This window comes from Micromonospora tarensis (genome assembly GCF_016803395.1).
GTDB lineage: Bacteria > Actinomycetota > Actinomycetes > Mycobacteriales > Micromonosporaceae > Micromonospora > Micromonospora tarensis.
In genome coordinates this window covers 60091-84931 of the sequence record NZ_JAEVHL010000004.1, presented here as the reverse complement: position 1 = coordinate 84931, position 24841 = coordinate 60091, and the positions used below count along the sequence as shown (strand labels likewise).

The 24841-nt window shown below is 70.4% G+C and carries 17 protein-coding genes; 13 read left to right on the top strand and 4 right to left on the bottom strand.

Going from position 1 to position 24841, the window contains the following annotated elements; genetic code table 11:
• The first annotated feature begins 156 nt into the window (after positions 1–156).
• The 3 genes from JM949_RS02020 to JM949_RS02010 are packed head-to-tail and all read left to right on the top strand — an operon-like array spanning position 157 to position 3787.
• Complete coding sequence (locus tag JM949_RS02020; protein ID WP_203146750.1) at positions 157–696, top strand: 2Fe-2S iron-sulfur cluster-binding protein; 540 nt, start codon at positions 157–159, stop codon at positions 694–696.
• Positions 636–1682 (top strand): FAD binding domain-containing protein, encoded by a 1047-nt coding sequence (locus JM949_RS02015; RefSeq protein WP_309231957.1) that lies wholly within the window; start codon positions 636–638, stop codon positions 1680–1682. Before JM949_RS02020 ends, JM949_RS02015 begins: the two co-directional genes overlap by 61 nt.
• Positions 1679–3787: a xanthine dehydrogenase family protein molybdopterin-binding subunit gene (locus JM949_RS02010; protein ID WP_203146749.1), complete on the top strand. Its 2109-nt coding sequence runs from the start codon at positions 1679–1681 to the stop codon at positions 3785–3787. Before JM949_RS02015 ends, JM949_RS02010 begins: the two co-directional genes overlap by 4 nt.
• Here JM949_RS02010 and JM949_RS39510 read toward each other — a convergent pair.
• Positions 3759–3992 (bottom strand): restriction endonuclease, encoded by a 234-nt coding sequence (locus JM949_RS39510; protein WP_407664677.1) that lies wholly within the window; start codon positions 3990–3992, stop codon positions 3759–3761. The genes JM949_RS02010 and JM949_RS39510 overlap by 29 nt on opposite strands.
• A 149-nt stretch (positions 3993–4141) precedes the next feature.
• Here JM949_RS39510 and JM949_RS02000 point away from each other — a divergent pair, with 149 nt between their 5' ends.
• The 5 genes from JM949_RS02000 to JM949_RS01980 all read left to right on the top strand — a co-directional run bounded on the left by JM949_RS02000 (position 4142) and on the right by JM949_RS01980 (position 11490).
• On the top strand, positions 4142–5281 hold the full coding sequence (locus tag JM949_RS02000; RefSeq protein ID WP_203146747.1) for a DNA sulfur modification protein DndB: 1140 nt from the start codon (positions 4142–4144) through the stop codon (positions 5279–5281).
• Between the two features lie 606 nt (positions 5282–5887).
• Positions 5888–7072, top strand: coding sequence for a cytochrome P450 (locus tag JM949_RS01995; protein WP_203146746.1), 1185 nt, complete (start codon positions 5888–5890; stop codon positions 7070–7072).
• 253 nt (positions 7073–7325) lie between these two features.
• Positions 7326–8753, top strand: a complete 1428-nt coding sequence (locus tag JM949_RS01990; protein ID WP_203146745.1) for an MFS transporter — start codon at positions 7326–7328, stop codon at positions 8751–8753.
• A gap of 675 nt (positions 8754–9428) precedes the next feature.
• Entirely contained in the window at positions 9429–10058 is a 630-nt protein-coding gene (locus JM949_RS01985; RefSeq protein WP_203146744.1) for a response regulator transcription factor, read from the top strand.
• 154 nt (positions 10059–10212) lie between these two features.
• Entirely contained in the window at positions 10213–11490 is a 1278-nt protein-coding gene (locus JM949_RS01980; protein ID WP_203146743.1) for an aminotransferase class V-fold PLP-dependent enzyme, read from the top strand.
• A gap of 80 nt (positions 11491–11570) precedes the next feature.
• On the opposite strand, the gene JM949_RS01975 is transcribed toward JM949_RS01980, so the two are convergent.
• Positions 11571–12848, bottom strand: coding sequence for a flavin-containing monooxygenase (locus JM949_RS01975; protein WP_203146742.1), 1278 nt, complete (start codon positions 12846–12848; stop codon positions 11571–11573).
• A gap of 20 nt (positions 12849–12868) precedes the next feature.
• Positions 12869–14407 (bottom strand): SAM-dependent methyltransferase, encoded by a 1539-nt coding sequence (locus tag JM949_RS01970; RefSeq protein WP_203146741.1) that lies wholly within the window; start codon positions 14405–14407, stop codon positions 12869–12871.
• A 51-nt stretch (positions 14408–14458) separates the two neighbouring features.
• On the opposite strand from JM949_RS01970, the gene JM949_RS01965 reads away from it, so the two are divergent.
• The 3 genes from JM949_RS01965 to JM949_RS36250 all read left to right on the top strand — a co-directional run bounded on the left by JM949_RS01965 (position 14459) and on the right by JM949_RS36250 (position 17792).
• Positions 14459–15034 (top strand): helix-turn-helix domain-containing protein, encoded by a 576-nt coding sequence (locus tag JM949_RS01965; RefSeq protein WP_203146740.1) that lies wholly within the window; start codon positions 14459–14461, stop codon positions 15032–15034.
• Between the two features lie 239 nt (positions 15035–15273).
• A complete protein-coding gene (locus tag JM949_RS36255) occupies positions 15274–16893 on the top strand; it encodes a class I SAM-dependent methyltransferase (RefSeq protein WP_238432409.1) in 1620 nt (539 codons plus the stop codon).
• Positions 16893–17792: a class I SAM-dependent methyltransferase gene (locus tag JM949_RS36250; RefSeq protein ID WP_238432408.1), complete on the top strand. Its 900-nt coding sequence runs from the start codon at positions 16893–16895 to the stop codon at positions 17790–17792. Before JM949_RS36255 ends, JM949_RS36250 begins: the two co-directional genes overlap by 1 nt.
• A gap of 65 nt (positions 17793–17857) precedes the next feature.
• Here the strand turns inward: JM949_RS36250 and JM949_RS01955 are convergent, their stop codons facing one another.
• Positions 17858–18895, bottom strand: a complete 1038-nt coding sequence (locus JM949_RS01955; protein ID WP_203146739.1) for a beta-ketoacyl-ACP synthase 3 — start codon at positions 18893–18895, stop codon at positions 17858–17860.
• Between the two features lie 214 nt (positions 18896–19109).
• Between JM949_RS01955 and JM949_RS01950 the strand changes: the two genes are divergently transcribed.
• Positions 19110–19379: an acyl carrier protein gene (locus tag JM949_RS01950; protein WP_203146738.1), complete on the top strand. Its 270-nt coding sequence runs from the start codon at positions 19110–19112 to the stop codon at positions 19377–19379.
• A gap of 25 nt (positions 19380–19404) precedes the next feature.
• Positions 19405–24831: a type I polyketide synthase gene (locus tag JM949_RS01945; protein WP_203146737.1), complete on the top strand. Its 5427-nt coding sequence runs from the start codon at positions 19405–19407 to the stop codon at positions 24829–24831.
• The last annotated feature ends 10 nt before the right edge of the window (positions 24832–24841 follow it).

Below are 24841 nucleotides of genomic sequence, written 5' to 3'. Positions count from 1 at the left end.
GGCGGTTGGGCGCCCCGAACCCCGAGACGCCGCGGCCGTCGTAGCGGCATGGCGGAGGACAACGAGGACCCACATCCTCATGTTTCCACACAAAACGGGACGATCCGGGTAGTGTGAGGTTGCCGGACTGGTCGGACTCGCCGGAGGCGGTCGAATATGGAAGCAGAAGTCACCTTCCGTGTGGACGGGACTTCGCATCGGCTAACCGTGGATGTGCGCACCACGGTGCTTGATGCGTTGCGGGAGCGGCTGGGCAACACCAGCGCCAAGAAGGGCTGCGACCACGGGCAGTGTGGTGCGTGCACTGTGTTGCTCGATGGCCAACGGGTCAATAGTTGTCTCGCGCTCGCGGTGGCGCACGACGGGGCCGAGATCGTGACGGCGGCCGGGCTGGCGTCGGACGGTGAGTTGCATCCGTTGCAGCGCGCCTTCATCCGCCACGACGCATTCCAGTGCGGCTACTGCACCCCGGGTCAGATCGTTTCGGCGGTCGGCATGCTGCGTGAGGCCGAGGCCGGCTGGCCGAGTGCGGTGACCGCAGGTCAGCCTGCCGATGGGGGCAGCGGCGGGAGTGACGGCCCGACGGTGGGGATCTTGACCGACGATGAGGTCCGCGAGCGGATGAGTGGGAACCTGTGCCGCTGCGCGGCGTACGCCAATATCGTGCCGGCGATCCAGGAAGTGGCCCGGGGATGAGGACGTTCCGCTACGAGCGCGCCAGCACGACGTCTGGCGCCGTCGCACTGCTCGCCGAGGCGCCGCACGGCGCTTTCCTCGGCGGGGGGACCAACCTGGTGGACCTCATGAAGCTCGACGTTGCGCGGCCGGACCTGCTGGTCGACGTACGGCGGCTGACCTCCGACCGGGTCGAGGAGTTGTCCAACGGCGGGGTACGGATCGGTGCCGGTGTTTCCAATAGCCAGCTCGCCGCCGACCCGCTGATTCGCCGACGCTACCCGATGCTCTCCCAGGCCCTGCTGTCCGGTGCGTCGGGCCAACTACGCAATCTCGCCACCGCTGCCGGAAACCTTTTGCAGCGCACCCGCTGCCCGTACTTCCAAGATGTCACGACACCGTGCAACAAACGCGAACCGGGGACTGGCTGCTCCGCCATCGAGGGGCACCATCGCGACCTCGCCATCCTCGGGACCTCGCCGGAGTGTGTCGCGACCCATCCGTCGGACCTGGCGGTCGCGCTCGTCGCGCTGGACGCAGTGGTGCGCACCGAGGGGCCGGACGGGGAACGGGTGATCCCGATGACCGAGCTGCACCGGCTACCCGGGCCGGAACCCCAGCGCGACACCGTGCTTCGACACGGTGATTTGATTACCGCTATCGATTTGCCACCGTTGGCATTCGCTGCCTGCTCGTACTTCCGCAAGATCCGAGACCGGGCGTCGTACGCGTTCGCGCTGGTCACGGTAGCCGCCGCGATCGACGTGGTGGATGGCGTCGTGCGTGACGTGCGAATCGCATTCGGCGGGGTGGCGCACAAGCCGTGGCGGGCGATCAAGGCCGAGGAGTTGTTGCGCGGCGGACCGGCCGGCGAGGATCAGTTCCGTCGGGCCGCCGAGGCCGAGCTTGCCGACGCCCGACCGTTAGCGGGCAATGCCTTCAAGGTTCCGTTGGCCCGCAACACGATGGTGCGTACGCTGCTGGAGCTCCTTGAAGGACCACGATGAGTACGATCACTCCCCGGGCCATGGGGCAGGCGTTGGACAGGCTCGACGGCGCCGATAAGGTACGCGGTCTGGCCCGGTACGCGTTCGAGCACCCGGTCGACCACCCGGCGTACCTGTTCCCGGTGCAGAGCACCGTCGCCGTCGGCCGGATAACCGGGATCGATTGCAGCCAGGCGAGCGGCCAGCCGGGCGTGCTGGCTGTGCTCACGTACCACAACGCTCCTCGGCTCAGCACCGAAGACGGTGAGCTGCGCGTCCTGCAGTCCGACGAGGTCGCCTTCCGGGGCCAGATCGTCGCCGCGGTGATCGCGGAGACCTCGGAGATCGCCCGGCACGCCGCCAGTCTGGTGCGTGTGGACTACGAGGGGCGAACCCACAACGTCGACCTCCGAGCCGAGGTGCCGGGCCACCGGGAGCACCTGCGGGTGCCGAATGAGGTGCTGCCGCTCTTCCCGATGGACACCGCTGAGGGTGACGTCGACGCCGCGATGGCCTCGGCGGCCGTCCGCGTGGATGAGGTCTACAGCACCCCCTGGTATACCCACAACGCGCTGGAGCCGCACACGACGATCGCCTGTTGGACCGAGGAGGGGTGCACCCTGCACCTGTCGACCCAGGGGGTGACCGGGATACAGGCCGGGGTGGCTCAGGCGTTCCGGCTAGATCCCAGCCAGGTACGGGTGATATCGCCACACGTCGGCGGCGCGTTCGGGTCGAAGGTCTATCCGCGTGCCGATGTCGTACTCGCCGCGATGGCCGCCCGGTCCGTTCCGGGCCGACCGGTGAAGTTCGCGCTCACTCGGCAGCAGACGTTCTCTCTGACCGGCTACCGGCCGCCGACGATTCAGCGGGTGCGGCTGGGCGCCGGTAGCGATGGTCGGCTGACCGCGATCGACCACCGCTCGATCGAGCAGACCTCGAAGCTCAAGGAGTTTGCCGAGCACAGCACCAGAGCAACCCCGAGCATGTACGCCGCGCCGAACCGCGGTACCCAGCAGTGGGTGGCCGAGCTGGACGTCCCGACACCGACGATCATGCGGGCGCCCGGGGAGGCGTCCGGCATGTTCGCGCTCGAGTCGGCTATGGACGAGCTGGCCATCGCCTGCGGCCTGGACCCGATCGAGCTGCGAATCCGCAACGAGCCGGATACGCACCCCCAATTCCACCTGCCGTTCTCCAGCCGGAACCTAATCACTTGCCTCCGCGAAGGCGCCCGCCGCTTCGGCTGGGAGCAGCGCGACCCCACCCCGCGGGCGCGCCGGGAGGGGGGCTGGCTGATAGGCACCGGGGTCGCAGCCGCGACATACCCGGTGCTCCGTCTGCCCGGATCAAAGGCGACGATCCGGGCCGACGCGAACGGCCGGTACGCCGTGCTGATTGCGGCCGTCGACATTGGCACCGGCACCCGGACCGCACTGACCCAGGTCGCCGCCGACGCGTTGCAGGCCGACGTCGAACAGATCGACCTGCGCCTCGGTGACACCGCGTACCCTCCGGCGGCGGAGGAAGGTGCGTCGGCAGGGATCACCAGCTGGGGCGCGGCGATCTGCGCGGCCGCCGATCAGCTACGCCAACGGCTGGCCACCGAGCACGGCGGTACGGTGCCGGCCGATGGCCTGGAAATCACTGCCGACACGCCGGAGAACGAGTATCTCAAGCAGTACGCGATGCACAGCTTCGGCGCGCAGTTCGCCGAGGTGCGCGTACACGAGGAAACCGGCGAGATACGAGTACCCCGACAACTGGGAGTGTTTGCCTGCGGCCGAATCGTCAACCCGAAGACCGCCCGTTCGCAACTGCTCGGTGGGATGGCCTGGGGTCTGTCCATGTCGCTGCACGAGCAGAGCGTGCTCGATCTCCGGTTCGGTCACGTGGTCAACCACGACCTCGCTCAATATCACATCAGCAGCAACGCCGACATCGGCGCCGTCGAGGTGCACTGGATCGAGGAGGATGACCCGTACGTCAACCCGATGGGTACCAAGGGCGTCGGTGAGATCGGCATCGTCGGAGTAGCGGCGGCGATCGCGAACGCCGTCTACCACGCCACCGGCATCCGGATCCGGGACCTGCCGATCACCCTGGACAAGCTTCTCCCGGGCTAGAGACGCCAGATGACGACCGAGGCCACCTCGGCAGGAGCCGGCCGCAGGGTCGGCGGCGGGACCGCCGAATCAGCAGCTGGTCACTGTCGCCCGATCTGTGGGCTTGGTGGTTGTGCACCCGACGGTGGTGCGGCTCGTAGAACTTGCACTGGATGGCGCAGTAACCACCCGTCTCTCGGTCCTGCGCCACCAGGTCGATCCACATCCACACCTGGCTAAACTGCTCGGTCCACTGCGGGTCGGTGCTCAGGTACTGGAGCATCAACGACGTGGGCGTACGGATCTATCTGCCGACGGCCGGGCAGGCACCGCATCCGGTGGTGATGTTCATGCACGGCGGCGCCTTCATCTCCGGTGATCTCGACTTCGAGCATCCCCGCTGCCTGGAGATGTGCCGCGAGGCGCGAGGGCAACCGCAAGGTGAAGGAGGGCCACGCCCGCGACTTCGGCGACTACATCCGGGCGACTCCCGACTGGGTGGCGCCGGCGCTCGTGCTGCGCGCGCCCGACATCTTCGAGTTCGAGGTGAAGGAGGAGGTCTCCGGCACCCAGTTCGGGATCATCTCCTTTCCGACCGACGCCCGAACCGACCTGCGGATCCTCGACGGGCAGCACCGAACCCTCGGCATCCACCTCGCGATCCGCGGCATCGCCGCCGATCTGGAGAAGGCCCGCAGCATGCTCGCCGTGGCCAAAAAGAACGGCGACGTTCAGGGCGTCCTCGACAACTTCCAGAGCCAGGTCGACAAGCTCACCGACCAGCGTGCCCGGCTGTCTCGGGACCGCACCTCGCTGCAGATCTTCATCGAGGATGACCAGACCGCCTACAAGCAGATGTTCTTCGACATCGCCGAGAACGCCCTGGGCGACACCTCCTCGGTCAAGGCCCGCTTCGACAGTCGCAAGGTCGTCAACCGCGCTCTGGACGGGGTCATGAAGCACGCGCTGTTCAAGGACCGCGTCGACCTCGAACAGGACCGCATGGGCCGCGGCAACCCCAACATCGTCGGCGCCAAGCAGGTCGCCGAGATCATCCGCACCATCGCCGTCGGCATCGACGGCCGCGTCGGCCGCCGCCTTGAGGACGAACTCGACGAGGGCGAGCTGGTGGAAAAGACCAACAACTTCCTCGACGTCCTGCTCGGCGCTTTCCCCGCGCTGGAGGCCGTCGCCGACGGCACCCTGACCCCGCAGGACCTGCGCACGAGCAACATGCTCGGCTCCACCGTCATGCTGCGGGTGCTCGCCGGCGTCTACGCAGAACTCACCGACCGCCAGGCCTTCGACGACGAGGACGTCACCGAGTTCTTCGGGCAGCTCGCCCCGTCGATGGCGGGCCCGCTCACCGCCGCCAGCATCTGGGTTGAGCACGTCCCCGACAACGTCTTCACCGTCGGGTCCCTCTCGCCCCGCAGCCGCCGCCAGGACCTCAAGACCCTCCGCGACACAATGGTCAAATGGGCCCTCGACAAGCCCGTCTGGCTGACCAGCTGACACCCGCACGGTTCACCCACTAAAGGCCCTCGCCGGATGCACGGCGAGGGCCCTTGGTGGACGTGTGAAGGCCAGACCTAAGCCTCCGCCCACACCCGAGAGGGGGAGAGGCCTAGTTGTGCTCACGACGGGTTCCAGTTCGTTGTCGGGGTCGTCGCGGCGGTGCCCCGGCATCATGTCGGGGCGCGCCCCCGTTTACCCCCCGAAAACACCTGCCAACTGTCGACTGTCAGTGGCAAGCATTGATAAGCCAGCGATCGGGTCTAACCAGGTCAGGGGCGGATTTTGACGATCAACGACAAGCTCGGGACCGTTACGTTCGGTAACCGCGGGTTCGGGGTTCGAGTCCCTGGCGGCGCACCAACGAGCAAGGCCCTGATCGGTAGTTCTCTGCCGGTCAGGGCCTTCTTCGCGGCTGGTCCGGGCGGTTGGGTGCTGGCCGAGCGCACGGCGCCGTGGCTGTCCGGCGGACCGACGATCGGCGCGTCGCCACCGTCGGGCCGGGTGCCACGATCCACCTGAGCAGGCGGTCTGCACTTTCGGGCCGCACATCGTCCGCACTCCCGAGGCTTGTCCCGGTGCGGTTTCCTGACGAGCGTCAGGGTCATGTCGCATTCTGTGCCAACCCTGGACATCGACCCGTTCGGCGAGGAGTTCCAGCGGGATCCCGACTCGTTCCATGAGCGGCTCCGGGAGGCCGGCCCGGTGGTCTTCCTGGAGCGCTACGACGTGTGGGCGGTGGCCCGGTACGCCGAGGTTCACGAGGTGTTGCGGGACCATGAGCGGTTCTGCTCGGCTGCCGGGGTCGGGCTGGCCAACTTCTGGCACGAGAAGCCGTGGCGGCCGCCGAGCCTGCTGGTGGAGGCGGACCCGCCCGAACACATCCGGCCGCGGCGGATCACCTCGCGGGCCCTGTCGCCGCGCGCCATCGAGCCGCTGCGGCCGGAGCTGGAGCGGCATGCCGACGAGCTGGCGACCGGGGTTGTGGCGCAGGGGCGGTTCGACGGAGTCACCGACTTCGCGCAGCCGTATCTGGTGCAGGTGTTCCCGGACGCCTTCGGGCTGGCGCCCGGCGGGGGCGAGAACCTGCTGGTGTACGGCGACATGGCGTTCAACCTGTTCGGCCCGCGCAACGAACTCGCCCAGGAGGCCATGGCGGCGGGTATGCCGTTGCACGAGTGGTTCGGCAGGCAGTGCGAGCGTGGGTCGCTGTCCGCCGGTGGGCTGGGTGCGGGCGTCTACGCCGCCGTGGACCGGGGAGAGGCCACGGAGGAGGAGGCGGGTCTGCTGGTCCGCGCGCTGATCTCGGCGGGTCTGGACTCCACCATAGACGGCATCGCCTGGACCCTTCATCTGCTGGCCGGGTCCCCCGAGGCATGGGCGGCCCTGCGGGACGACCCGCAGCTGGCCCGGCCGGCCTTCGAGGAGGCCCTGCGGATCTCGTCGCCCGTGGGGCACTACTTCCGCACCACCACCCGCGAGGTGCGGCTCGCGGGTGCGGTGATCCCCGCCCGGCAGAAGGTGATGTGCTTCGTGGGCGCCGCCAACCGTGACCCGCGTGAGTGGGATGACCCTGATCGCTTCGACATCCGCCGGAAGTCCGCAGGCCACCTGGCCTTCGGTTCGGGCGTACACGCCTGTGTGGGCGCGGCGTTCGCCCGGATCGAGGCGGAGAGTCTGCTGAACGCGCTGGCGCTGCGGGCTCGGACCCTGGAGCCGGCGGGCCCGCCGATTTCTCGCCGGCACAACGTCCTCCGGTCGCTGTGCCATCTGCCGCTGCGGGTCAGCTGAGACCGACCCGCACATCTCCTGCTCGGCGTGCGCGCTGACGGCTAGGCGTCGGCGGACCGGCTCTGATGCGCCTCGGCATCGACGCGCGCAAGTTCGAGGAATGGTTGTCCATTCGGTCGCGTCCGTGACTAGGATTTCTCGCGTGACGCGCTTTGCCATCGACAGCCATGCACCTCGAAACACCGTGCGTTCATGACAATTCGGTGAAGCGCTCTGAGGTATTTGTGATCGAGGTCCAGTGAGGAGCCCTGCGATGCACAACCCGGAAGAGTCAGCAGACCCCCGCCGTTGGAAACTGCTCGTGGCGATCTGCATGGCGCAGTTCATGCTGATGCTGGACGTCACCGCCATCAACGTGGCCCTGCCCTCCATCCAGGCCGACCTGGACCTGAGCCGCGCGGCCTTCACCTGGGCGGTCAGCATCTACGTGCTGATGCTGGGCGGGCTCCTGCTACTCGGCGGCCGGCTCGCCGACCTCTTCGGCGCGCGCACGATGCTCCTGACCGGCCTGGTGGTCTTCACGCTCGCCTCGCTCGCCACCGGCCTGGCACCGAACGCCGCCCTGCTGATCGCCGGTCGCGTCTGCCAGGGCATCGGGGCCGCGATGATGTCCCCGGCCGCGCTGCGGACCCTCACCGGCGCGTTCCACGGCAATGAGCGCAACAAGGCACTTGGCGTGTGGTCCTCGCTCGGCGGCATCGGCTTCACCGTGGGGTTGCTCGCTGGCGGCGCCCTGACCAGCGGCCCGGGCTGGCGCTGGATCTTCTTCATCAACATCCCGGTCGGGGCCGTACTGCTGTTCATCCTGCCGGCGCTGCTACCGGAGCGCCGGGTCGAGGGTGTCGACCGGCGGGTCGACGTGCTGGGTGCGGTGACCGTCACCGGTGGCACAGGCTCCTTGATCTACGGTGTGATCAACGTCGGTAACCACGGCTGGACGGATGCCGGCACACTGGTGCCGATGGCGATTGCCATCGTGCTGTACGCGGCGTTCGCGGTCGTCGAACGTCTCGTGCCAAACCCGCTGATGCGCCCGGCCATGCTGGCGCGTCGGCCAGTCGCGACCGGGGCGTTCCTCATGTTCACCGCGGCCGGGGTGACCGGTGGGGGAGTCTTCATCACGTCGCAGTACCTGCAGCACATGCGCGGCTACGGCGCGCTGGCGACCGGCCTGTTCTTCCTGCCCGCGGCCGTGGCCAGCGTGACCGGTGCCGTTGCGGGCGGCCGCCTGGTCGGCGTCGTCGGCACCCGCGCCGTCGCCTGCACCGGTCTGGCTCTGGTTGCCGTCGGCAACGCACTTCTCACCCTGGTGTCTGCCGGGGGCAGCGTCTTCGTCGAGGTGGTTCCGGGCGTCTTCCTGTTCGCGCTGGGCGGCACCTCGGTGTTCGTCGCCGCGTCCACCGCCGCCCTCGGCGGGGTCGCGCAGCACGAGGCCGGGTTGGTGTCCGCCATTCTCTACACCTTCAACCCCACCGGGTCGGCGTTCTTCGTCGGGGTCGGCTCCACCGTGGCCGCCGCAGGTCTCGCCAGCACACCGAACATCGTCGGGTTCACCCACGCCTACGCGGTGTTCGCCGTCGTCGCTGTCGTCGCCGCGGTCGTCGCGGTGGTTCTCGCGCCGGCTGGAAAGCCGCACAAGCCGGTGGTCGCGGCACCGGTGCCCGCACCGTCCCGACCGTGAACGGGCGGACGAGGACGGGCACGCCCGACTGAGTCGGCTGTGGATCCGTGAACTCCCCAGCGTGGAATGCTCGGGGGAAGGTGCTTCGCACGAGTGCCCCGTGCGCTACCACGCGGTGCCCCGCCCCAGGGGCTGGAAGTTCCACGGAGGATATCAGTTATCGCGGAGACACGGCAAGGGCCTGGTGCCGTTTTCGTGGCTTGAGAAGACAATCTTGCATAAGGCGAGCTGGAGTCAAGGCATAGACGCACTTCTCTTGCACGGTTACAGATCGCCGGATAGCGTGGTTGTGACCGACTGGTTACGCTGGCCGGAGTGGGTAAAGACGAGCGTGCCGAATTCACCGGGATCGGCGGTGAATTCGGCGTTGTCTGCGGGCAAGGGATCGGTTAAGTGATCGTGGCAGCGTCCAGCAGTTCCCGAAGACCGGGAACGGCGCGCCACGCGTGGCCCGTCGCACCGCTGCGGCCACCGCCATTGCGTCGCGGTGAGGCCCCCGAATGCCGTGGTGGACGGAAGAGAGAATGGCGCGTTGAAGGCCGGGGGCGATAAGGGTTCCCGCCATCGTCGAGGATTGCGGCCCGGTCCCGTCGGATCGGGTTGGCCCATGCTGCTGCCATGAGTCCAACAATCGGCGAGGACGGGGCTGAACAATAACGGGGAGGAGTAGAGGCAATGCATGTCGCTGTGCTCGAGCCGCTGGAAGTCCTTCGCTGCGGATTGGAGACCATGCTACGGCGACTTGAGAAGGTAAACAGCCTGGAATGTCGACGAACCATTGAGGAACTGGTTGTCGCCATCAAGGCGAGCGACAGTGAATGGGCTCCAGACATCGTTATTCTCAGCTGTTGCTCCTCAGATGACATCACCGACGAGGTCCGTGCCGAATTCCCTTCAGGTCGAATACTGGAGCTGGTTGCCAGGGCCGACTCCGAGCACCTCGAAATGGCCACCAGAACTCCTGTCGACGGGTACCTCATGATGCGCGACATCACGGAGACGACGCTGGACTCCACGCTCCAGGCGCTGATGCGTGGTGAGCTGCCCATGCCGCTGCCGGTCGCCAACTATCTGCTCCAACGCGCTCGGTCGAGCGATGTGGCACCGTTGCGACGCCAGCCCTACTTCAGCCCTCGCGAGAACGACGTCGTCACCCTGCTTCTCGAAGGGCTCAGCAACCGGCAGATCGCCGACCGGCTGCGGATCTCGCTGCACAGCGCCAAGCGGCAGGTCTCCACCGTCCTCAACAAGGTGAATTCGCCGAGCCGCGCGCACTTCGTCGCGCACATGCTGCGCGAAGAATAGCCGCCCGATAGTTCGATGGCCGGTAGAGTGAGCCTGCCGTGGGTGCACGATGGTGCACACCTTCGTGCAGACCCTCGACGCTTGACCACACCGGCGTGGTCTCGGAAAGATTGTTCATGGCCGATGTGGCGATCTTGATACGGAGTGGAAGCTCATGGTAGCTGAACAGATTCCCGTAGCCGGCTTCGTTCGCGACGTGCGGGCGGACTTCCCGATCCTCGCGACGGATCTCGACGGTAAGCCGCCGGTGTATCTGGACAATGCCGCGACGACGCAGGTGCCCCGCCCGGTGTTGGACGCCATGACTGACTACTACTGCAACGACAACAGTAATGTGGGTCGTGGCATCCATACCCTGGGGATGCGGGCGACCGACCGTTTCATGCGGTCACGCGAGCGGGCGCGGGCATTTCTGAACGCCGCCGTGGCCAGCGAGGTCGTGTTCACGAAGAGCACGACCGAGTCGGTGAACCTGGTGGCCGAGGGCTTCGCCGGCCAGTTGGTTTCGGCCGGTGACGAGGTCCTCATCAGCGGGCTCGAACACCACTCGAACCTGCTGCCGTGGCGGCGGCTCTGCGAGCGGACCGGTGCCACCCTGAAGATTGCGGCGGTCGACGAACACGGCGAGCCATCCCTCGACTCCTTCCGCGCGGCGATCAGCGAGCGGACCCGAGTGATCGCGGTCGCCCACGTCTCCAACGTCCAGGGCACGGTGAATCCGGTACGCGAGATCGCCGCCCTCGGGCACGACCAGGGCATCATCGTCGTCGTGGACGGCGCCCAGGCCGTCGCGCATCGTGCCGTAAACGTGCAGGAGATCGGCGCGGACTTCTACTGCTTCTCGGCGCACAAGATGTACGGCCCGCACGGCACCGGGGTGTTGTGGGGCAAGGCCGAACATCTCGACCGAATGGATCCGCTGCTGCTCGGCGGCGGCATGGCCCCGATCGCGTCCTACGACGGCCCACTCCGGTCCATGCCACCGCTCCGGTTCGAGGCGGGCACCCCGAACATCGCCGGCATGGTGGGCCTCGCGGCGGCGATGGACTATCTCGACGGGCTCGGCCGGGACGCGGTGGGCGTGCACGACGCGGCGCTGGCGGTGCGGGCGGCCGAAGGGCTGCGCGCCCTCGACGGCGTCACGGTCTACGGCACGCAGGAGCCGCTGGGTGGCATCGTGTCGTTCAACGTGGACGGCGTGCACCCCCACGACGTCGGCAGCCACCTGAACGCCGTCGGCATCGCCACCCGCACCGGCGTCCACTGCGCCTCGCCGTTCATCGACACCCTCGGAATCGTCGGATCCGTCCGGGCGTCGTTCGGGGTCTACAACACGATGGACGAGGTGCAACTGCTCATCGACACGGTCGCGACGGCGGAGAAGGGGTTCTGGTCCACGAACCACCCCAACGAGCGGTTCCTGCCCGCCTGAGGCCGGCTACGGTTCTTCGTCGAAGCCTGAGGCGGCCAGCACCGGCGCAGCCCGTGCTGGCCGCCCCGGCCCTGCGACGGCTACGCGCGGCCGGCCGTCTCGGCCCGATCCCGGCGGCCCGCGATGTGCTCCACCACGTGCTCGGTGTCGGTGCCGATGCCACCGAACACCGACGATCCCGCCGTGTGCAGCCAGGGCAGCCCGACCGCGTACAGCCCGGGGTGCTCGGTGATGCCTCTGGTGTGCCGTGGGTAGCCCCACTCGTCAAACACCGGCAGCTCCACCCAACCGAAGCCGAGCTGGTATCCGGTCGCCCACACCACGGAATTGATGCCGGCGGCCGTCAGGTCGAGCCGCGTGGTCGTCTCCGGGGCGGGCGACTCGCCGACCGGGAGCCGGTCGTCGGGCGGCGCGTCGATCCCGGCCGCCGTGATGTAGGCGTCGATCAACCGCCGCTGCGTCTTGTCGAACTGGGTCTCGGCGAACACCAGCCGCTCGGCGAGGTCGTCGCTGAACCGTACCGTCGTGCCGTCCGCCGACTCGAGTCGACCGTACAGGCGCATGCCGTCGCGGGCGAACTGCCGCAGATCGAGGTCGTGGCCACCGTCCTGGCCGGTCAGGATCGGGTTGCCGGCGAACCGCGCCGCCGGCGACGGCAGCTTCATCTCCACGCCCACCTCGGCGCCCCGCTGGAACACCTGGAGCAGCCACCAGCCGAGGTCGCGGCCCCGGTACCGGCGGGGAGCGGTGGCGCACCTGGAGACGGCCAGGTGGACCTGTCGACCCGCCCGGCGCAGCTCGTCGGCGATCTGCGCGCCGGACTGCCCGGTACCGACCACCAGCACGGCGCCGTCGGCGAGCTGGTCGGGCCGACGGTAGTCGTTGGAGTGCAGTTGCTGGATGTGCCCGTCGATCGTTTGGGCCGCCGCGGGGATCCTCGGTCGCGGATAGGGCCCGGTGGCCAGCACGACGTTGCGGGCCTGGAAGGTCGTGTCGCCGGCCTCCGCCAGGAAACCCTGTGGCGCGGCGGTCAGCCGGGTCACCGAGGTGCCGAGCTGGACGGGGGCGTCGATGACCGAGGCGTAGCGCGACACGTACCCGATCACCTCGTCGCGGGGCATGAAGCCGTCCGGGTCGTCGCCGTCGTACGGCATTCCCGGCAGCAGCAGCGTGAAATTCGGCAGGACCAGGCAGAAGGCCTCCCACCGGTCCTGCCAGCCGCCGCCGAGCCGGTCCCGCCGGTCCACCACCAGGTGCTCGACCCCGGCCTTGCTCAACCAGTAGCTGGTGGACAGGCCCGCCTGGCCGCCCCCGATCACGAGGGTGTCGATCCGTTCCGTCTCCGGCTCAGTTCGCATGGTGATCGAATCCTCCGTTGTCAGCGTCGTACCGCGCGCAGCACCGCGTCGGTGAGCGTGATCGGTTGACCCTCCGGGTCGGTGGCCCCGCGCTCGGGCGCGGTGGCGTCGATGTCCCACGCCGCTGGGTCGAGCACGGCGGCGATCTCCTCGGCCCGGAACATCAGGTGCGGCAGGCGTGGCCGCCGCAACGTCGGTATCTCCAGGTCGGCCGGGTGATGGCCGACGACCAGGAGCGTCCCGCCGGGGCGTACGGCCGCGGCCAGCCGGCGCAGCAGCGGGTCCAGCACGGTGCGGGGCAGGTGCACGTACTGCACCGACACCAGGTCGAACCGCTCCGGTGCGGGATCCCACCCGGCGACGTCGCCCTGCCGCCAGTTGACCTGGACGCCGGCCTCGGCGGCATGCTGGGCGGCCCGGTCCAGGGCCGCCTGCGACAGGTCGACCCCGGTGACCTGCCAGCCCCGCGCGGCCAGCCAGATCGCGTCCGCGCCCTCGCCGCAGCCCAGGTCCAGCGCCGTGCCGGGAGACAGGTCCGCGGCGGTGGCGACCAGATGTGGATTGGGGTCGCCGCTCCACACCTGCTTGTCCGCGGAGTATCGCTCGTCCCAGAAGTCCTGCGACAACACCCGCATGGTGAGCTTGGTGTCCTCGGCGATCAGGTCGCCGTGGATCGCCGCCGCCGCGGCCGCGCCACCGCTGGCCGAGGCCGTGACCTGCGCCATGATGTCGGTGACGTTGCCCGCCACCCAAACCCCGGGCGTGCTCGTCTTTCCGGTCGGGTCGGCGGCTATGAACTCGCCGACGCCCATCGGATGCGCGGTCGGCTCGAGACCGAGGTCGGCGAGCACGCCCGAGTTGGCCACCAGCCGGGGTGCGACCACCACCACCGAACAGGCGACGGTGGTGCCGTCGGCCAGCCGCAGCCCGGCGATCCGGTCATCGGCCACCTGCACCGCGTCGACCGGCCCGCTGACCACCGCGATGCCCCAGGCGCTCAGTTGGGCCGCCTGCTGCTCGCTCAGCGCCGGGGCGGTGTGCTGGAAGAAGGTCACCTCAGAGGTGAGCTGCCGGAACATCAACGCCTGGCGCACCGCCCACTCGGTGTGCGTGGCGAGCACCCCGACCGGCTGGTCACGTAGCTCCCACCCGTGGCAGTGCGGGCAGTGCACCACGTCGCGGCCCCACCGTTCGGCGATGCCGGGAACCTCGGGTAGCTCGTCGGTGACACCGGTGGTCACCAGCAGCCGCCGCGCCGTGATCGACTCGCCGTCGTCGAGGCTCACCACGAACCGGTTGCCGTCGGCGCGCGCCGCGACGACCTTCGCCGGCAGCACCAGTCCGCCGTACCGCTTGACCTCCGTGCGCCCGATCTCGGCGAGTTCGAGCGGAGCGATCCCGTCGCGGGACAGGAATCCGTGCACGGCCGCACTGGGCGCGTTGCGCGGCGACCCGGCATCCACCACGACGACCGAACGGCGGGACCGGGCCAGGGACACTGCGCCGCTCAGCCCGGCCGGGCCGCCGCCGAGCACCGCGACATCGAATGTCTGCATCATGTTCTCCACCTTCGCTACCGCCCGACAGGACGACCAAATAAAATTGCAGGAATGGCAAACGTGGCTGAGGTGTTGGCCGGAGTCGGACCCCGCCTACGGGCTTTCCGCAGGCAACGCGGAACGACCCTCGCCGATGTGGCAACCGAGACGGGCATCTCGGTGTCCACGCTGTCGCGGTTGGAGGCCGGTCGTCGTCGGCCCACCCTCGATCTGCTGCTGCCGCTCGCCGAGGCGTACGGGGTGCAGATCGACGAGCTGATCGGCGCACCGCCGACCGGGGACCCGCGCATCCATCTGCGACCGGTCCAGCGCGACGGCATGACCTACATCCCGCTGACCCGTCGGCCCGGCGGCGTCCAGGCGCACAAGGTGGTCATCCCGCCGCGGCACCGCGCCCCGGAGCAGCGCAGCCACGAGGGCTACGAATGGATGTACGTGCTGCATGGCCGGCTGCGGCTGCTCCTGGACGACCAGGACCTGGTGCTGACCGAGGGTGAGGTGGCCGAGTTCGACTGCCGGGTCCCGCACTTCTTCGACAGCGCCGACCCCACCCCGGCGGAGGTGCTCCTGCTCTTCGGTCACCAAGGGGAACGCGCGCAGCTGCGGGCCCGCTCCGCACCCCGGTAGCGGCCCATCGTCCGCACCTTCGCGTGCCGAATCGTCCGCACCCCCGGGGCTTGCCCGTACCTACGGATTCTCGCGAATGTTTGTCATGGTCGGCGGTGCCGCGACCACCGGAACGAGAGCGACCCTGAGGACAGTTTCCCTTTACCTGCGGTCACGCCGGTGCTCATCAATTTCGGTGCTGACGAGGGACAAGCCGGGACAGAGGTCGCCCTCGTCGTACCTCACCGAGGAGATTCGTCATGCGGCAGTATCGTGCCGAGGCGCGTCGAACCGCGTTCCTCTTCCAGGATGGAGTGCTGCTCGCCACGGCGTGCTTCGCGTTCGACGCGCTAGAGCTGCTGGACGGCAAACCCTGTGGCACGGGAGACCTGCCCGGGACCGGCTATGTGGAAGCGGCCTGGCACTGCCTGGCGGCGGCTGGCTGGATCGAGACCGACCCCGCCCCGGCCTGGACCGAGCGGGGCCTGGCGGCGCTGCGGCACCGGGATCGGCTCGTCGCGGGCGGCGCGTTCCTCGCCCGCTTCGACGACAACAGCCCCGACTGCTGGGACACCCCCTGGGACGCGGTCACCCGGTCCGCCTTCGCCGCGCTGCTCGCCGAGCACGAGCGGTGGCGGGCTGACACCGACCCGACCGACCCGCTCACCACCTATCTCGACGCGGCCCTCGCCGTGCCGGCAATCCTGACCCTGCACGGCACCGGAGCGCTGAAACGGCCGACCGGCGACTTCGCGCGACTGTTCCGGCTGCTCGGGTGGCTCGACCGCGACGACGCCTGGACCGGGACCGGAGCCGCCTTCCTCGACTTCGCCGACCACTGCGGGCTCGTCGGGTCCTATCTGCCCATGCTCAGCCGGCTGCCGGCGCTGTTCCGCGGCGAGCTGGTGGTCCGCCCCGGCGACGGCGAATGGCACTGCCAGCGGCGGATAAACGTGCAGGCCAGCTCGGCCGCGCACCGCCGGTACTTCACCGACACCGACCCGATCGTCCAGGAGATCTTCGCCCGTACGCCCCGGCCGTCCTTCGTCGCCGACATGGGCTGCGGCGACGGAACCTGGCTCGCCCACCTGTACGACCTGCTCGGTGACGGGGTCCGCTACGTCGGCATCGACGCGAGCCCGGTCGCCCTGGAGCGGGCTCGTGAGGTGCTCGACGCCGCGGGCGTGCCCGACCCGCTGCTGCTGATCGGCGACGTCACCGATCCCGACAGCCTGCGTACCCGGCTCGCCGAACACGGCCTCGCGATCGACGACGGGCTGCACATCCGGTCGTTCCTCGACCACGACCGCACCTATCTGGGGCTTGACCCGGCCGACGACGTGCCGGGCTGGTCCACCGGGGTCTACCTGGCCCCCGACGGGGGGCCGCTGAGCGCCCGCGAGGTCGAGTCGGACCTCGTCGCCCACCTGAGACGCTGGCGGCGGCACGTCGGCAGGTTCGGACTGGTCGTCATCGAGGCGCACAGCGTGGCCCCGAGCGTGGCCCGTCACCAGGTCGGTACGACCCATTCGGCGGCACTCGACACCTATCACGCCCTGTCCCACCAGTACCTCATCGAGTACTCCGCGTTCCTGCGTTGCTGCGGGCTCGCCGGCCTGCAGCCGGTCGGTCATCTCGAACGCCGGTACCCGCGGAACAAGCCGTTCGTCGCGGTCTCCGCGAACCACCTCGTGACCGACGGCCGATGCCGGTCGACCCGCCACCGGAACGGCACGACAGCTGGACGCCGGGTCCGCGCGACGACCTGGCCGACGGCGTCGGCCTGCACCGGCTGCTGTTCACCGACGGGGACCTGGGTCGCCCGCGGACCTGGTGCTCCGGGGCGACCGGCCTCGTCGTCGACCACATCCTGGAGGTGATGGAGGAGCGCATCGGCCAGGTCCGCGCCGGTGACGTCGTCCGGGTGCTGGACTACGGGGCCGGCACGGGCCTCGCCTCCATCGAACTGACCAAGGCGTGCCACGAACGGGGCGTCGTACCGCGCCTGGCCGAGCGCGGCGCGACGTTCGAGCTGCACCTCGTGGACCTCCCGGGCGGGTGGTTCGCCCAGGGGTACCAGCTGCTGCGCGACGTACCCTGGACCCGCTTCCACGCCCTCCGCGAGCCCGGCGGCGGGCCGTTCCGCCCGCTGCGGGAGGTCCTCGGTGGGCGGCAGGTCGACGCCGTCGTCGCGAACATGGTCTTCCACCTGCTCGCCGAGAAGGTCATGCGGCGAGCCGCGACGTCCATCGCCGAGGTGCTGCGGCCCGGTGGTCTGCTCACCTTCAGCGCGCCCGACCTGGCCGACCGGCAGGCCGACTCGGTGCTGTTCCACGACGCCAACCGGCTCGTCCGCGGGCGCTGGCTGGCCGCCCTCGACACCGCTGACCCGGCCAGCCTGGCACCGGTGCTGCGCGAGGCGGTGGCCTCGGTGCGGCAATCGTTGCGCGCGGACGCGCAACGGCGCGCCGACCGCAGGATCCTGCCCACCCCGATGCACAGCGAGGCGGTGGCCGCCGCGCTGACGCCGTTCTTCGTGGGCGGCATCGAACGCCGGACGTACGAGCTGCTGGCCGAGGAGTGCCTCCTGACCGCCCTCGTTCCGGCCAACCAGCAGGAGTACTTCGCGGAGATCACCGACCGCCCGCTCCGTGAGGCGGTGATCCGCCACCTGATGCTTGACCTGGTGCTGCCCGAGTTGATGCGCGGCCCGGCCGGGACCGCGCACGGGGTGAACGTGGAGTGGAAGCTGGGCCGTTTCACCCGCCGCCCGGACTGAGGCGGCCGGCTGAGCGCAGGTCCGCTGACGCGCCCTCAGCCGGCCGTGGCCGCGGATCCGCGCCCTCAGCCGGCCGGTTCCGGCGCGGGGCCGGGCACCGTCATGTCCGGCCAGACCAGGGTGGTGGACGCCCAGGCCAGCCCACCGCCGAACGCGGTCAGCAGCACCCGCATGCCCGGCTTGAGCGCGCCCGTGTGCACGGCGTGGTGCAGCACGAGCGGAATGGACGCGGCCGAGGTGTTGCCCACCTCGGCGATGTTGGACAGCACCCGCTGCTCGGGGATGCCGAGACCGCGCGCGACGCCCGCGGAGATGCGCTGGTTGGCCTGGTGCGGGGCGACCGCGTCGATCTCGGTGAGCGCCCAGCCGGCCCGCTCGACCGCGCGCCGGGACGAGGCCTGCATCCGGTGCACGGCGTGCCGGAACAGCTCCCGGCCGGCCATGGTGAGGAACGGAGCCCGGTCTCCGGGCGCGGCGCGGTGCCGGGCTCCGCCGCCCGGGATGTGCACCACCTCGCTGTTGGCCCCGTCGCTACCCAGATCGAACGGTCCGAGCGCGCCGCTCTCCTCCGGTGCGCCACGGCGCAGGACCACGGCACCCGCGCCGTCACCGAACAGTGGGGTGGTCCGTGGGTCATCGGGGTCGGCCACCCGGGTGATGATGTCCGCGCTGACCAGCAGCACCCGCTCGGCGACACCGACGCTGAGCAGACCCTGGGCGACAACGAGCCCATAGAGGAAGCCGCTGCAGCCCGCGTTGACGTCGAAGGCGGCGACGCCGTCCAGGCCGAGGCGGGCGGCCACCCAGGGCGCCGTACCGGGGATGAGGTGGTCCGGCGTCGTCGTGGCCAGGACCACCGCCTGCACCCGGGTGGTGCCGGCCGCCTCCAGTGCCCGGCGCCCGGCCGCGGCGGCGAGGTCGCCCGTGCTGACCCCGGGAGCCGCGACGCGGCGTCGCCGGATCCCGGTACGCTGCGCGATCCAGTCGTCGCTCACGCCGAGCCGCGCGCCCAGCTCGTCGTTCCCGACCTCCCGTTCGGGCAGACAGACACCCAGCCCGCACAGAATTGCGCCGGTTCCGCGCTCATCGGTTGTTTGTGCCATGGCACTCCTTAAGCCGGAGGCTCGACGAGAATCACCCGGGTCTTCGATGCTAACCGCTTCCCGATGGGCTGCCGGGTATCTGGGGTGCGCACCATGGTGCGCACCTGAGAACGGATTGTCGTCCGCTCCCTCGGGGCTTGTTCACGCCGGCCGAGCTTGCGAAATTCAAGTCGCGACCCGTTCAAAATGTCCGCCACACGGAAGGTGAGCTGCCGTGCCATCGGCGATGTCCGCCGGCCGAGGGATAGAGGACTGGCTGGTCAAGCAGATCGCTATTCGACAAGACATCGACCCGGAAGAGATTGACGTAGACGCGTCATTCATTGCCAATGGCCTCACGTCGGCCGCCAGCGTCGCATTGGTCGGCGACCTCGCAAAAATGCTGGGTGTCACGCTGTCCGAGACGCTGACGTGGGAGTACCCCACCATCTCCGCACTGGCCGAACACGTAGCCGGAATCAGCGCGGGTCCGCATGACGAATGACGACCGGACAGGGAGCAAGCGTCGCATGGAGCCCATCGCAATCATCGGTATGGGGTGCCGCTTTCCGCATGCCGACGGACCTGACGAGTTCTGGCGGCTGCTGCTCGACGGTGAGGACGCGATCCAGGCGGTACCCGCCGACCGGTGGAACGCCGACGACTTCTACGACAGCGACCCCGCTGCCCCGGGAAAGATGATCAGCCGCTGGGGCGGCTTCCTGGACGACGTCGACCGCTTCGACCGCGAGTTCTTCGGCATCTCACCCCGAGAGGCGAGCGCCATCGACCCGCAGCAGCGGCTGCTGCTCGAGGTCGCCTGGGAGGCGCTGGAGGACGCGGGCCAGGTGCCCACCGCGCTCAACGGCAGCGGCACCGGCGTGTTCGTCGGCGTCAGCAGCTACGACTACGCCCTGCTGCAGGCACCCCGGCTCGACGGCATCGACGCCTACTACGGAACGGGCATCGCCCTCAGCGTGGCCGCCAACCGGATCTCCTACCAGCTCGACCTGCGCGGTCCGAGCCTCGTGGTCGACACGGCCTGCTCATCGTCGCTGGTGGCCCTGCACGCCGCGTGCGAAAGCCTGTGGACCGGGCAGTCGCCGCTGGCGATCGTCGGCGGCGTGAACGCGATCCTGTCACCCGCCTTCGGAATCAACCTGACCAAGGCCGGCGTCCTTGCCGCCGACGGGCGCTGCAAGACCTTCGACGCCTCCGCCGACGGCTACGTGCGCGGTGAGGGTGCGGGCGTCGTGGTGGTCAAGACCCTGGCGCGGGCGCTCGCCGACAACGACCGGATCCGGGCGGTGATCAGGGGCGGCGCGGTCCGGCAGGACGGCCGCACCAACGGGCTGATGGCACCGAACGGGCGGGCGCAGGAGGATCTTCTGCGCGCCGCGCACCAGCACAGCGGCGTCGCGCCGGCCGACATCGACTACGTCGAGGCGCACGGCACCGGGACGCTGCTCGGCGACCAGATGGAGGCGCAGGCCCTGGGCAGCGTGGTGGGTCGCCACCGCCCACCCGGGCGACAGTGCGTGATCGGATCGGTCAAATCGAACATCGGCCATCTGGAGGCGGCCGCCGGAATCGCCGGCGTGATCAAGACGGTGCTGATGCTCGAGCACCGCCAGATCCCGGCGAGCCTGCATGTCCAGAAACCCAACCCGCAGGTCGACTTCGACGGGCTGGGGCTGCGGATTCCGGTGGCCAGCGAGCCGTGGCCGGAGCACGACGGTCCGGCCCGGGCGGGAGTCAGCTCGTTCGGCTTCGGCGGGACCTGCGCCCACCTCGTCCTCGAGGAGGCACCCGGCGGCGTCGAGACCGGACCCGAGCGGCCGCGCCAGGACGGGACCGTCCTGCTGCCGCTCTCCGCCCGCAGCCCGCAGGCACTGCGGCAGACCGCGGAGCGCTACCTCGACCTCCTCAGCGGAGACGAGGACAGCCCTCCCGAGCTCACCGACCTGGCCCACACCGCCGCCAGGCGCCGTGCACACCACCGCCACCGCCTGGCGCTCGTCGCCGACTCCCACGACCGCGCCGCGCAGCAGCTGCGGGCCTTCCTGGCCGGCGATCCCAGCCCTGGCATGGTCTCCGGCGACGCGGCCCGCCGCCGTCACCACCGGGTCGCCTTCGTCTGCCCGGGACAGGGCCCGGTCTGGTGGCCACTGGACCCGACGCTGCGCGACGAGCCGGCGCTGCTGGCGACCCTGACCGAATGCGATCGCCTGATCCGGGCCGAGGCCGGCTGGTCGCTGCTCGACCAGCTCTGGGCCGACGAGCACACGAGCCGCCTCGACGAGGCCGACTTCTGCCAACCCGCCCTGTTCGCCGTCCAGGTCGCGCTGGCCAACCTGTGGAGGTCCCGAGGCATCGTGCCGGACGCCGTGGTCGGCCACAGCATGGGGGAGGTGGCGGCGGCACACCTGGCCGGCGTACTCAGCCTGCCCGACGCCGTCCGCGTCATCTGCCGGCGCGGCCAGGTCGTCCGCACGGTCGCCGGCCGCGGCCGGATGGCCGTCGTCGAACTGCCCGCCGAGGCCGTCCGCGCCGAGCTCAACGGCCTGGACGACCGCGTCTCGGTGGCGGCGGTCAACGCGCCCACCTCGACGGTGATCTCCGGGGACGCCGACGCCGTCGAGGAGGTCACGGCCCGGTTGCAGCGGGCCGGAACCTTCGTCCGGATCCTGCAGTCGGTCGACTTCGCCTCGCACAGCCCGCAGATGGAACCCCTGGTGGATGAGCTCGCCGGCCACCTCACCGAGCTGCGACCGTCCGCGCCGAACCTGCCGATGTACTCCACGGTCACCGGCCACCCGGTCGACGCCGACGCCCTCGACGGCCGGTACTGGGCCGAGAACATCCGCAACCCGGTGCTCTTCGCGGCGGCCGTCGACGGACTCCTCGACGACAGCCACGACGTGTTCGTCGAGCTGTCGCCGCACCCGGGCCTGCTGCCCGCGATCGCGCAGAACGCGCAGAGCCGTGTGGGGCAGCTGAGGCTCGTGCCGTCGTTGCGTCGCGACGAACCACCGCGGGAGGTCCTGCTGACCTCGCTCGCCGCCCTGTACGCCGTCGGCTACGAGCCGGCCTGGACCGCGCTGCATCCCGAAGCCCGCCCGCCGGTACCGCTGCCCAGCTATCCCTGGCAGCGTGAACGTTGTTGGCTGCCCGCCACGGCAACCCAGCCGAGGCCGTCCGGTCAGGCCGGCGGCAACCCGCTGCTCGGTGCCCGCCTGCAGCTCGCCGGCGAAGCCGGCAGCCACGTCTGGGACAGCACCCTCACCGTGGCCGGCCAGACCGTCCTCGACGACCACCGGGTCCAGGGCGTCGCCGTGCTACCCGGTGCCGCCTGGCTCGAGATGACCCGGGCGGCCGCCGCGCAGCTGTTCGGCACCACGTCCACAGTGCTCACCGCTGTCGAGTTCCCCCGCATGCTCGCACTCGACGACACCGGCACGGCCACGGTCCAGCTGCGGATGACCGCCACCGAGGACGGCGTCGCCACCGTCCGGGCGTACGCCCGGACGGCGGACGACGCCGAGTGGACCCAGCACCTCACCGGCACTGCCGCGGCCGGCGCGTCGGACGGGGCCGACCTGCCGGCGCTGGACCTGGCCGCCGCCCGCACCCGCTGCCCGGACCCGGTCGAACCGGCCGACCTCTACCGGATCCTGCGGGCGCGGGGGCTCGAGTACGGCCCGGCGTTCCAGGCGGTCGACCAGCTGACCCGGGGTGAGCGGGAGGCCCTCGCCGCCCTCGTCCCACCGGCGGAGATGGCGGCCGAGACGGGCGACTACGGCATCCACCCGGTGTTCCTCGACGCCGCCCTGCACACCCTGATCGCCGCCCTCGACGTCGAGACCGACGACCGGCGCCCCTACGTGCCGCTGGCGGTCGACCGCATGGTCGCCCGACCGCTCGGGACCGGTCATCAGGACCGCCTCTGGGCCCACGCCCGCATCCGTACGCAGCACGACGCCAGCGTGGTCGGAGACATCCGACTGACCGACGACGCCGGAACGACAGTCGCCGTACTCGAGGGCGTCCACATCAGACGACTCGACAACGACGCCTGGCTGCCCGCGCCGCTCGCCCTCGACCGGGCGCTCTACCAGGTGCGCTGGCAACCCCGCGACCGCGCCGCGGCCGGCCGGTCCCAGCGCACCGGCGGCTGGCTGATCTTCGTCGACGACCGCGGCGTCGGTGCCGCGCTGGCCACCCGGCTCCGCGAGGACGGGCACCGGACCGTGCGGGTGACCGCCGGCGCCGGCTTCGACGACTCTGACCCCGACCAGATCGTGGTCCGCCCCGGGCACGGCGACGACATCCGCCGGGCGGTCGACGCGGCGCGCGGGCGGGTGGGCGCGCTGCGGGGTGTGGTCCAGCTGTGGAGCCTTGACGAGGCGACGGGAGACGACCCGGACCCGCTGCGCGCCGCGCAACAGCGGGGCGTCGTCACCGTGCTGCTCCTGATCCAGGCCCTGACCGAGGGCGCACCGGCGGGCGAGGACGCGCGCCTGTGGCTGCTGACCGCCGGCGTGCACGGCATCGACGGATCGGCGCCCGCCACGTCGGTGCGCCACGCGCCGGTCTGGGGACTCGGCCGGGTCGCCGCCGTCGAACACCCCGAGCTGCGGCCGACCCTGGTGGACCTCGGTCCCGCCCCGGACCCGGCGGTCGCGCGGTGGATCGCTGACGAGGTGCGGGCGGACGACCCGGAGACCCAGGTCGCGCTCCGGGGCGACACCCGGCACGTGGCGCGGCTGGTCCGCCGGACGGCGCCACGGGCCGTACCCGCCGAGGCCGTCCGCCCGGACGGCACCTACCTCGTCACCGGCGGGCTCGGTGCGCTGGGCCTGCTCACGGCGCGCTGGCTGGTGGACCACGGCGCACGGCATCTCCTGCTGATCGGCCGCCGGGATCCTGGCGACGACGCCGGGCGGGTGGTGCGGACGCTGCGCGACGCGGGCGTCGAGGTCCGGGTGGCGCGGGCCGACGTCAGCGACGAGTCGGCGCTCACCCGGGTCCTCACCGACGCGGCGACATCGATGCCGCCGCTCCGGGGGGTCGTGCACGCGGCCGGTGTCCTCGACGATGCCACCCTCCGCACCCTCGATCCGCAGCGCCTGCTGACCGTCCTCGAACCCAAGGTCGCCGGGTCGTGGAACCTGCACACCGCAACGGCCGACCTGGCCTTGGACTTCTTCGTGCTGTTCTCCTCGCTCGCCGGGCTGGTCGGCTCGCCGGGGCAGGGAAACTATGCGGCGGCCAACACCTTCCTGGACGCACTCGCCGCGCTGCGGAGCGGGCAGGGCCGCCCGGCGCTGAGCATCGCCTGGGGCGCGTGGGAGAACACCGGGCTCTCCGTGACGCCCGATGGCGTCGGCCGGTTCGTCGAGCGCGCCGGGGTGAGCGGCATCGCGCCGGCCAGCGGCATCAGCTGGCTGGGCCCGCTGCTCGGCGTCGACGCGCCGCAGGTCGCCGCGGCGCTCGTCGACTGGCAGCGCTGGGCGGCGGCAGCGCCCCCGGCTCCGCTGATCTCCGAGCTGGTGGCCGCCGCCGCACCGGAACCAGCCGTCGTCGAGGCCGCCCGCGGCCCCCTCACCGTCGACGAGCTGTTCGCCGCCGACCCGGCGCATCGGCGCGAGCTGCTGGAGTCCTACCTGCACGGTGCGGTCGCGCGGGCGTTGGAGATGAAACCCGAGCAGCTCGACATCGACCAGCCGCTCACCGAGGTCGGCCTGGATTCCCTGGTCGCGGTCGGGATGAAGAGCCGGGTCGAGGTGGAGCTTGGTCTCACGCTGCCGCTGACCGCCGCCCTCGAGGGCGCCAGCGTGCGGCAACTCGCCGAGCGAATGCTGGCCGACGCCGAAGCGGGCACCACGGCCGGTGCCGCGCCACCGACCGACGCGGGCTCAGACATAGCGGCCTGGGAAGAGTTCGAAATTCTCTGACATCAGCTGG

Coding starts and splice junctions, on each gene's coding strand:
- JM949_RS02020 (WP_203146750.1), top strand. CDS start 157: ATGGAAGCAGAAGTCACCTTCCGTGTGGACGGGACTTCGCATCGGCTA.
- JM949_RS02010 (WP_203146749.1), top strand. CDS start 1,679: ATGAGTACGATCACTCCCCGGGCCATGGGGCAGGCGTTGGACAGGCTC.
- JM949_RS39510 (WP_407664677.1), bottom strand. CDS start 3,992: ATGTGGATCGACCTGGTGGCGCAGGACCGAGAGACGGGTGGTTACTGC.
- JM949_RS01995 (WP_203146746.1), top strand. CDS start 5,888: ATGTCGCATTCTGTGCCAACCCTGGACATCGACCCGTTCGGCGAGGAG.
- JM949_RS01990 (WP_203146745.1), top strand. CDS start 7,326: ATGCACAACCCGGAAGAGTCAGCAGACCCCCGCCGTTGGAAACTGCTC.
- JM949_RS01985 (WP_203146744.1), top strand. CDS start 9,429: ATGCATGTCGCTGTGCTCGAGCCGCTGGAAGTCCTTCGCTGCGGATTG.
- JM949_RS01980 (WP_203146743.1), top strand. CDS start 10,213: ATGGTAGCTGAACAGATTCCCGTAGCCGGCTTCGTTCGCGACGTGCGG.
- JM949_RS01975 (WP_203146742.1), bottom strand. CDS start 12,848: ATGCGAACTGAGCCGGAGACGGAACGGATCGACACCCTCGTGATCGGG.
- JM949_RS01970 (WP_203146741.1), bottom strand. CDS start 14,407: ATGATGCAGACATTCGATGTCGCGGTGCTCGGCGGCGGCCCGGCCGGG.
- JM949_RS01965 (WP_203146740.1), top strand. CDS start 14,459: ATGGCAAACGTGGCTGAGGTGTTGGCCGGAGTCGGACCCCGCCTACGG.
- JM949_RS36255 (WP_238432409.1), top strand. CDS start 15,274: ATGCGGCAGTATCGTGCCGAGGCGCGTCGAACCGCGTTCCTCTTCCAG.
- JM949_RS36250 (WP_238432408.1), top strand. CDS start 16,893: ATGGAGGAGCGCATCGGCCAGGTCCGCGCCGGTGACGTCGTCCGGGTG.
- JM949_RS01955 (WP_203146739.1), bottom strand. CDS start 18,895: ATGGCACAAACAACCGATGAGCGCGGAACCGGCGCAATTCTGTGCGGG.
- JM949_RS01945 (WP_203146737.1), top strand. CDS start 19,405: ATGGAGCCCATCGCAATCATCGGTATGGGGTGCCGCTTTCCGCATGCC.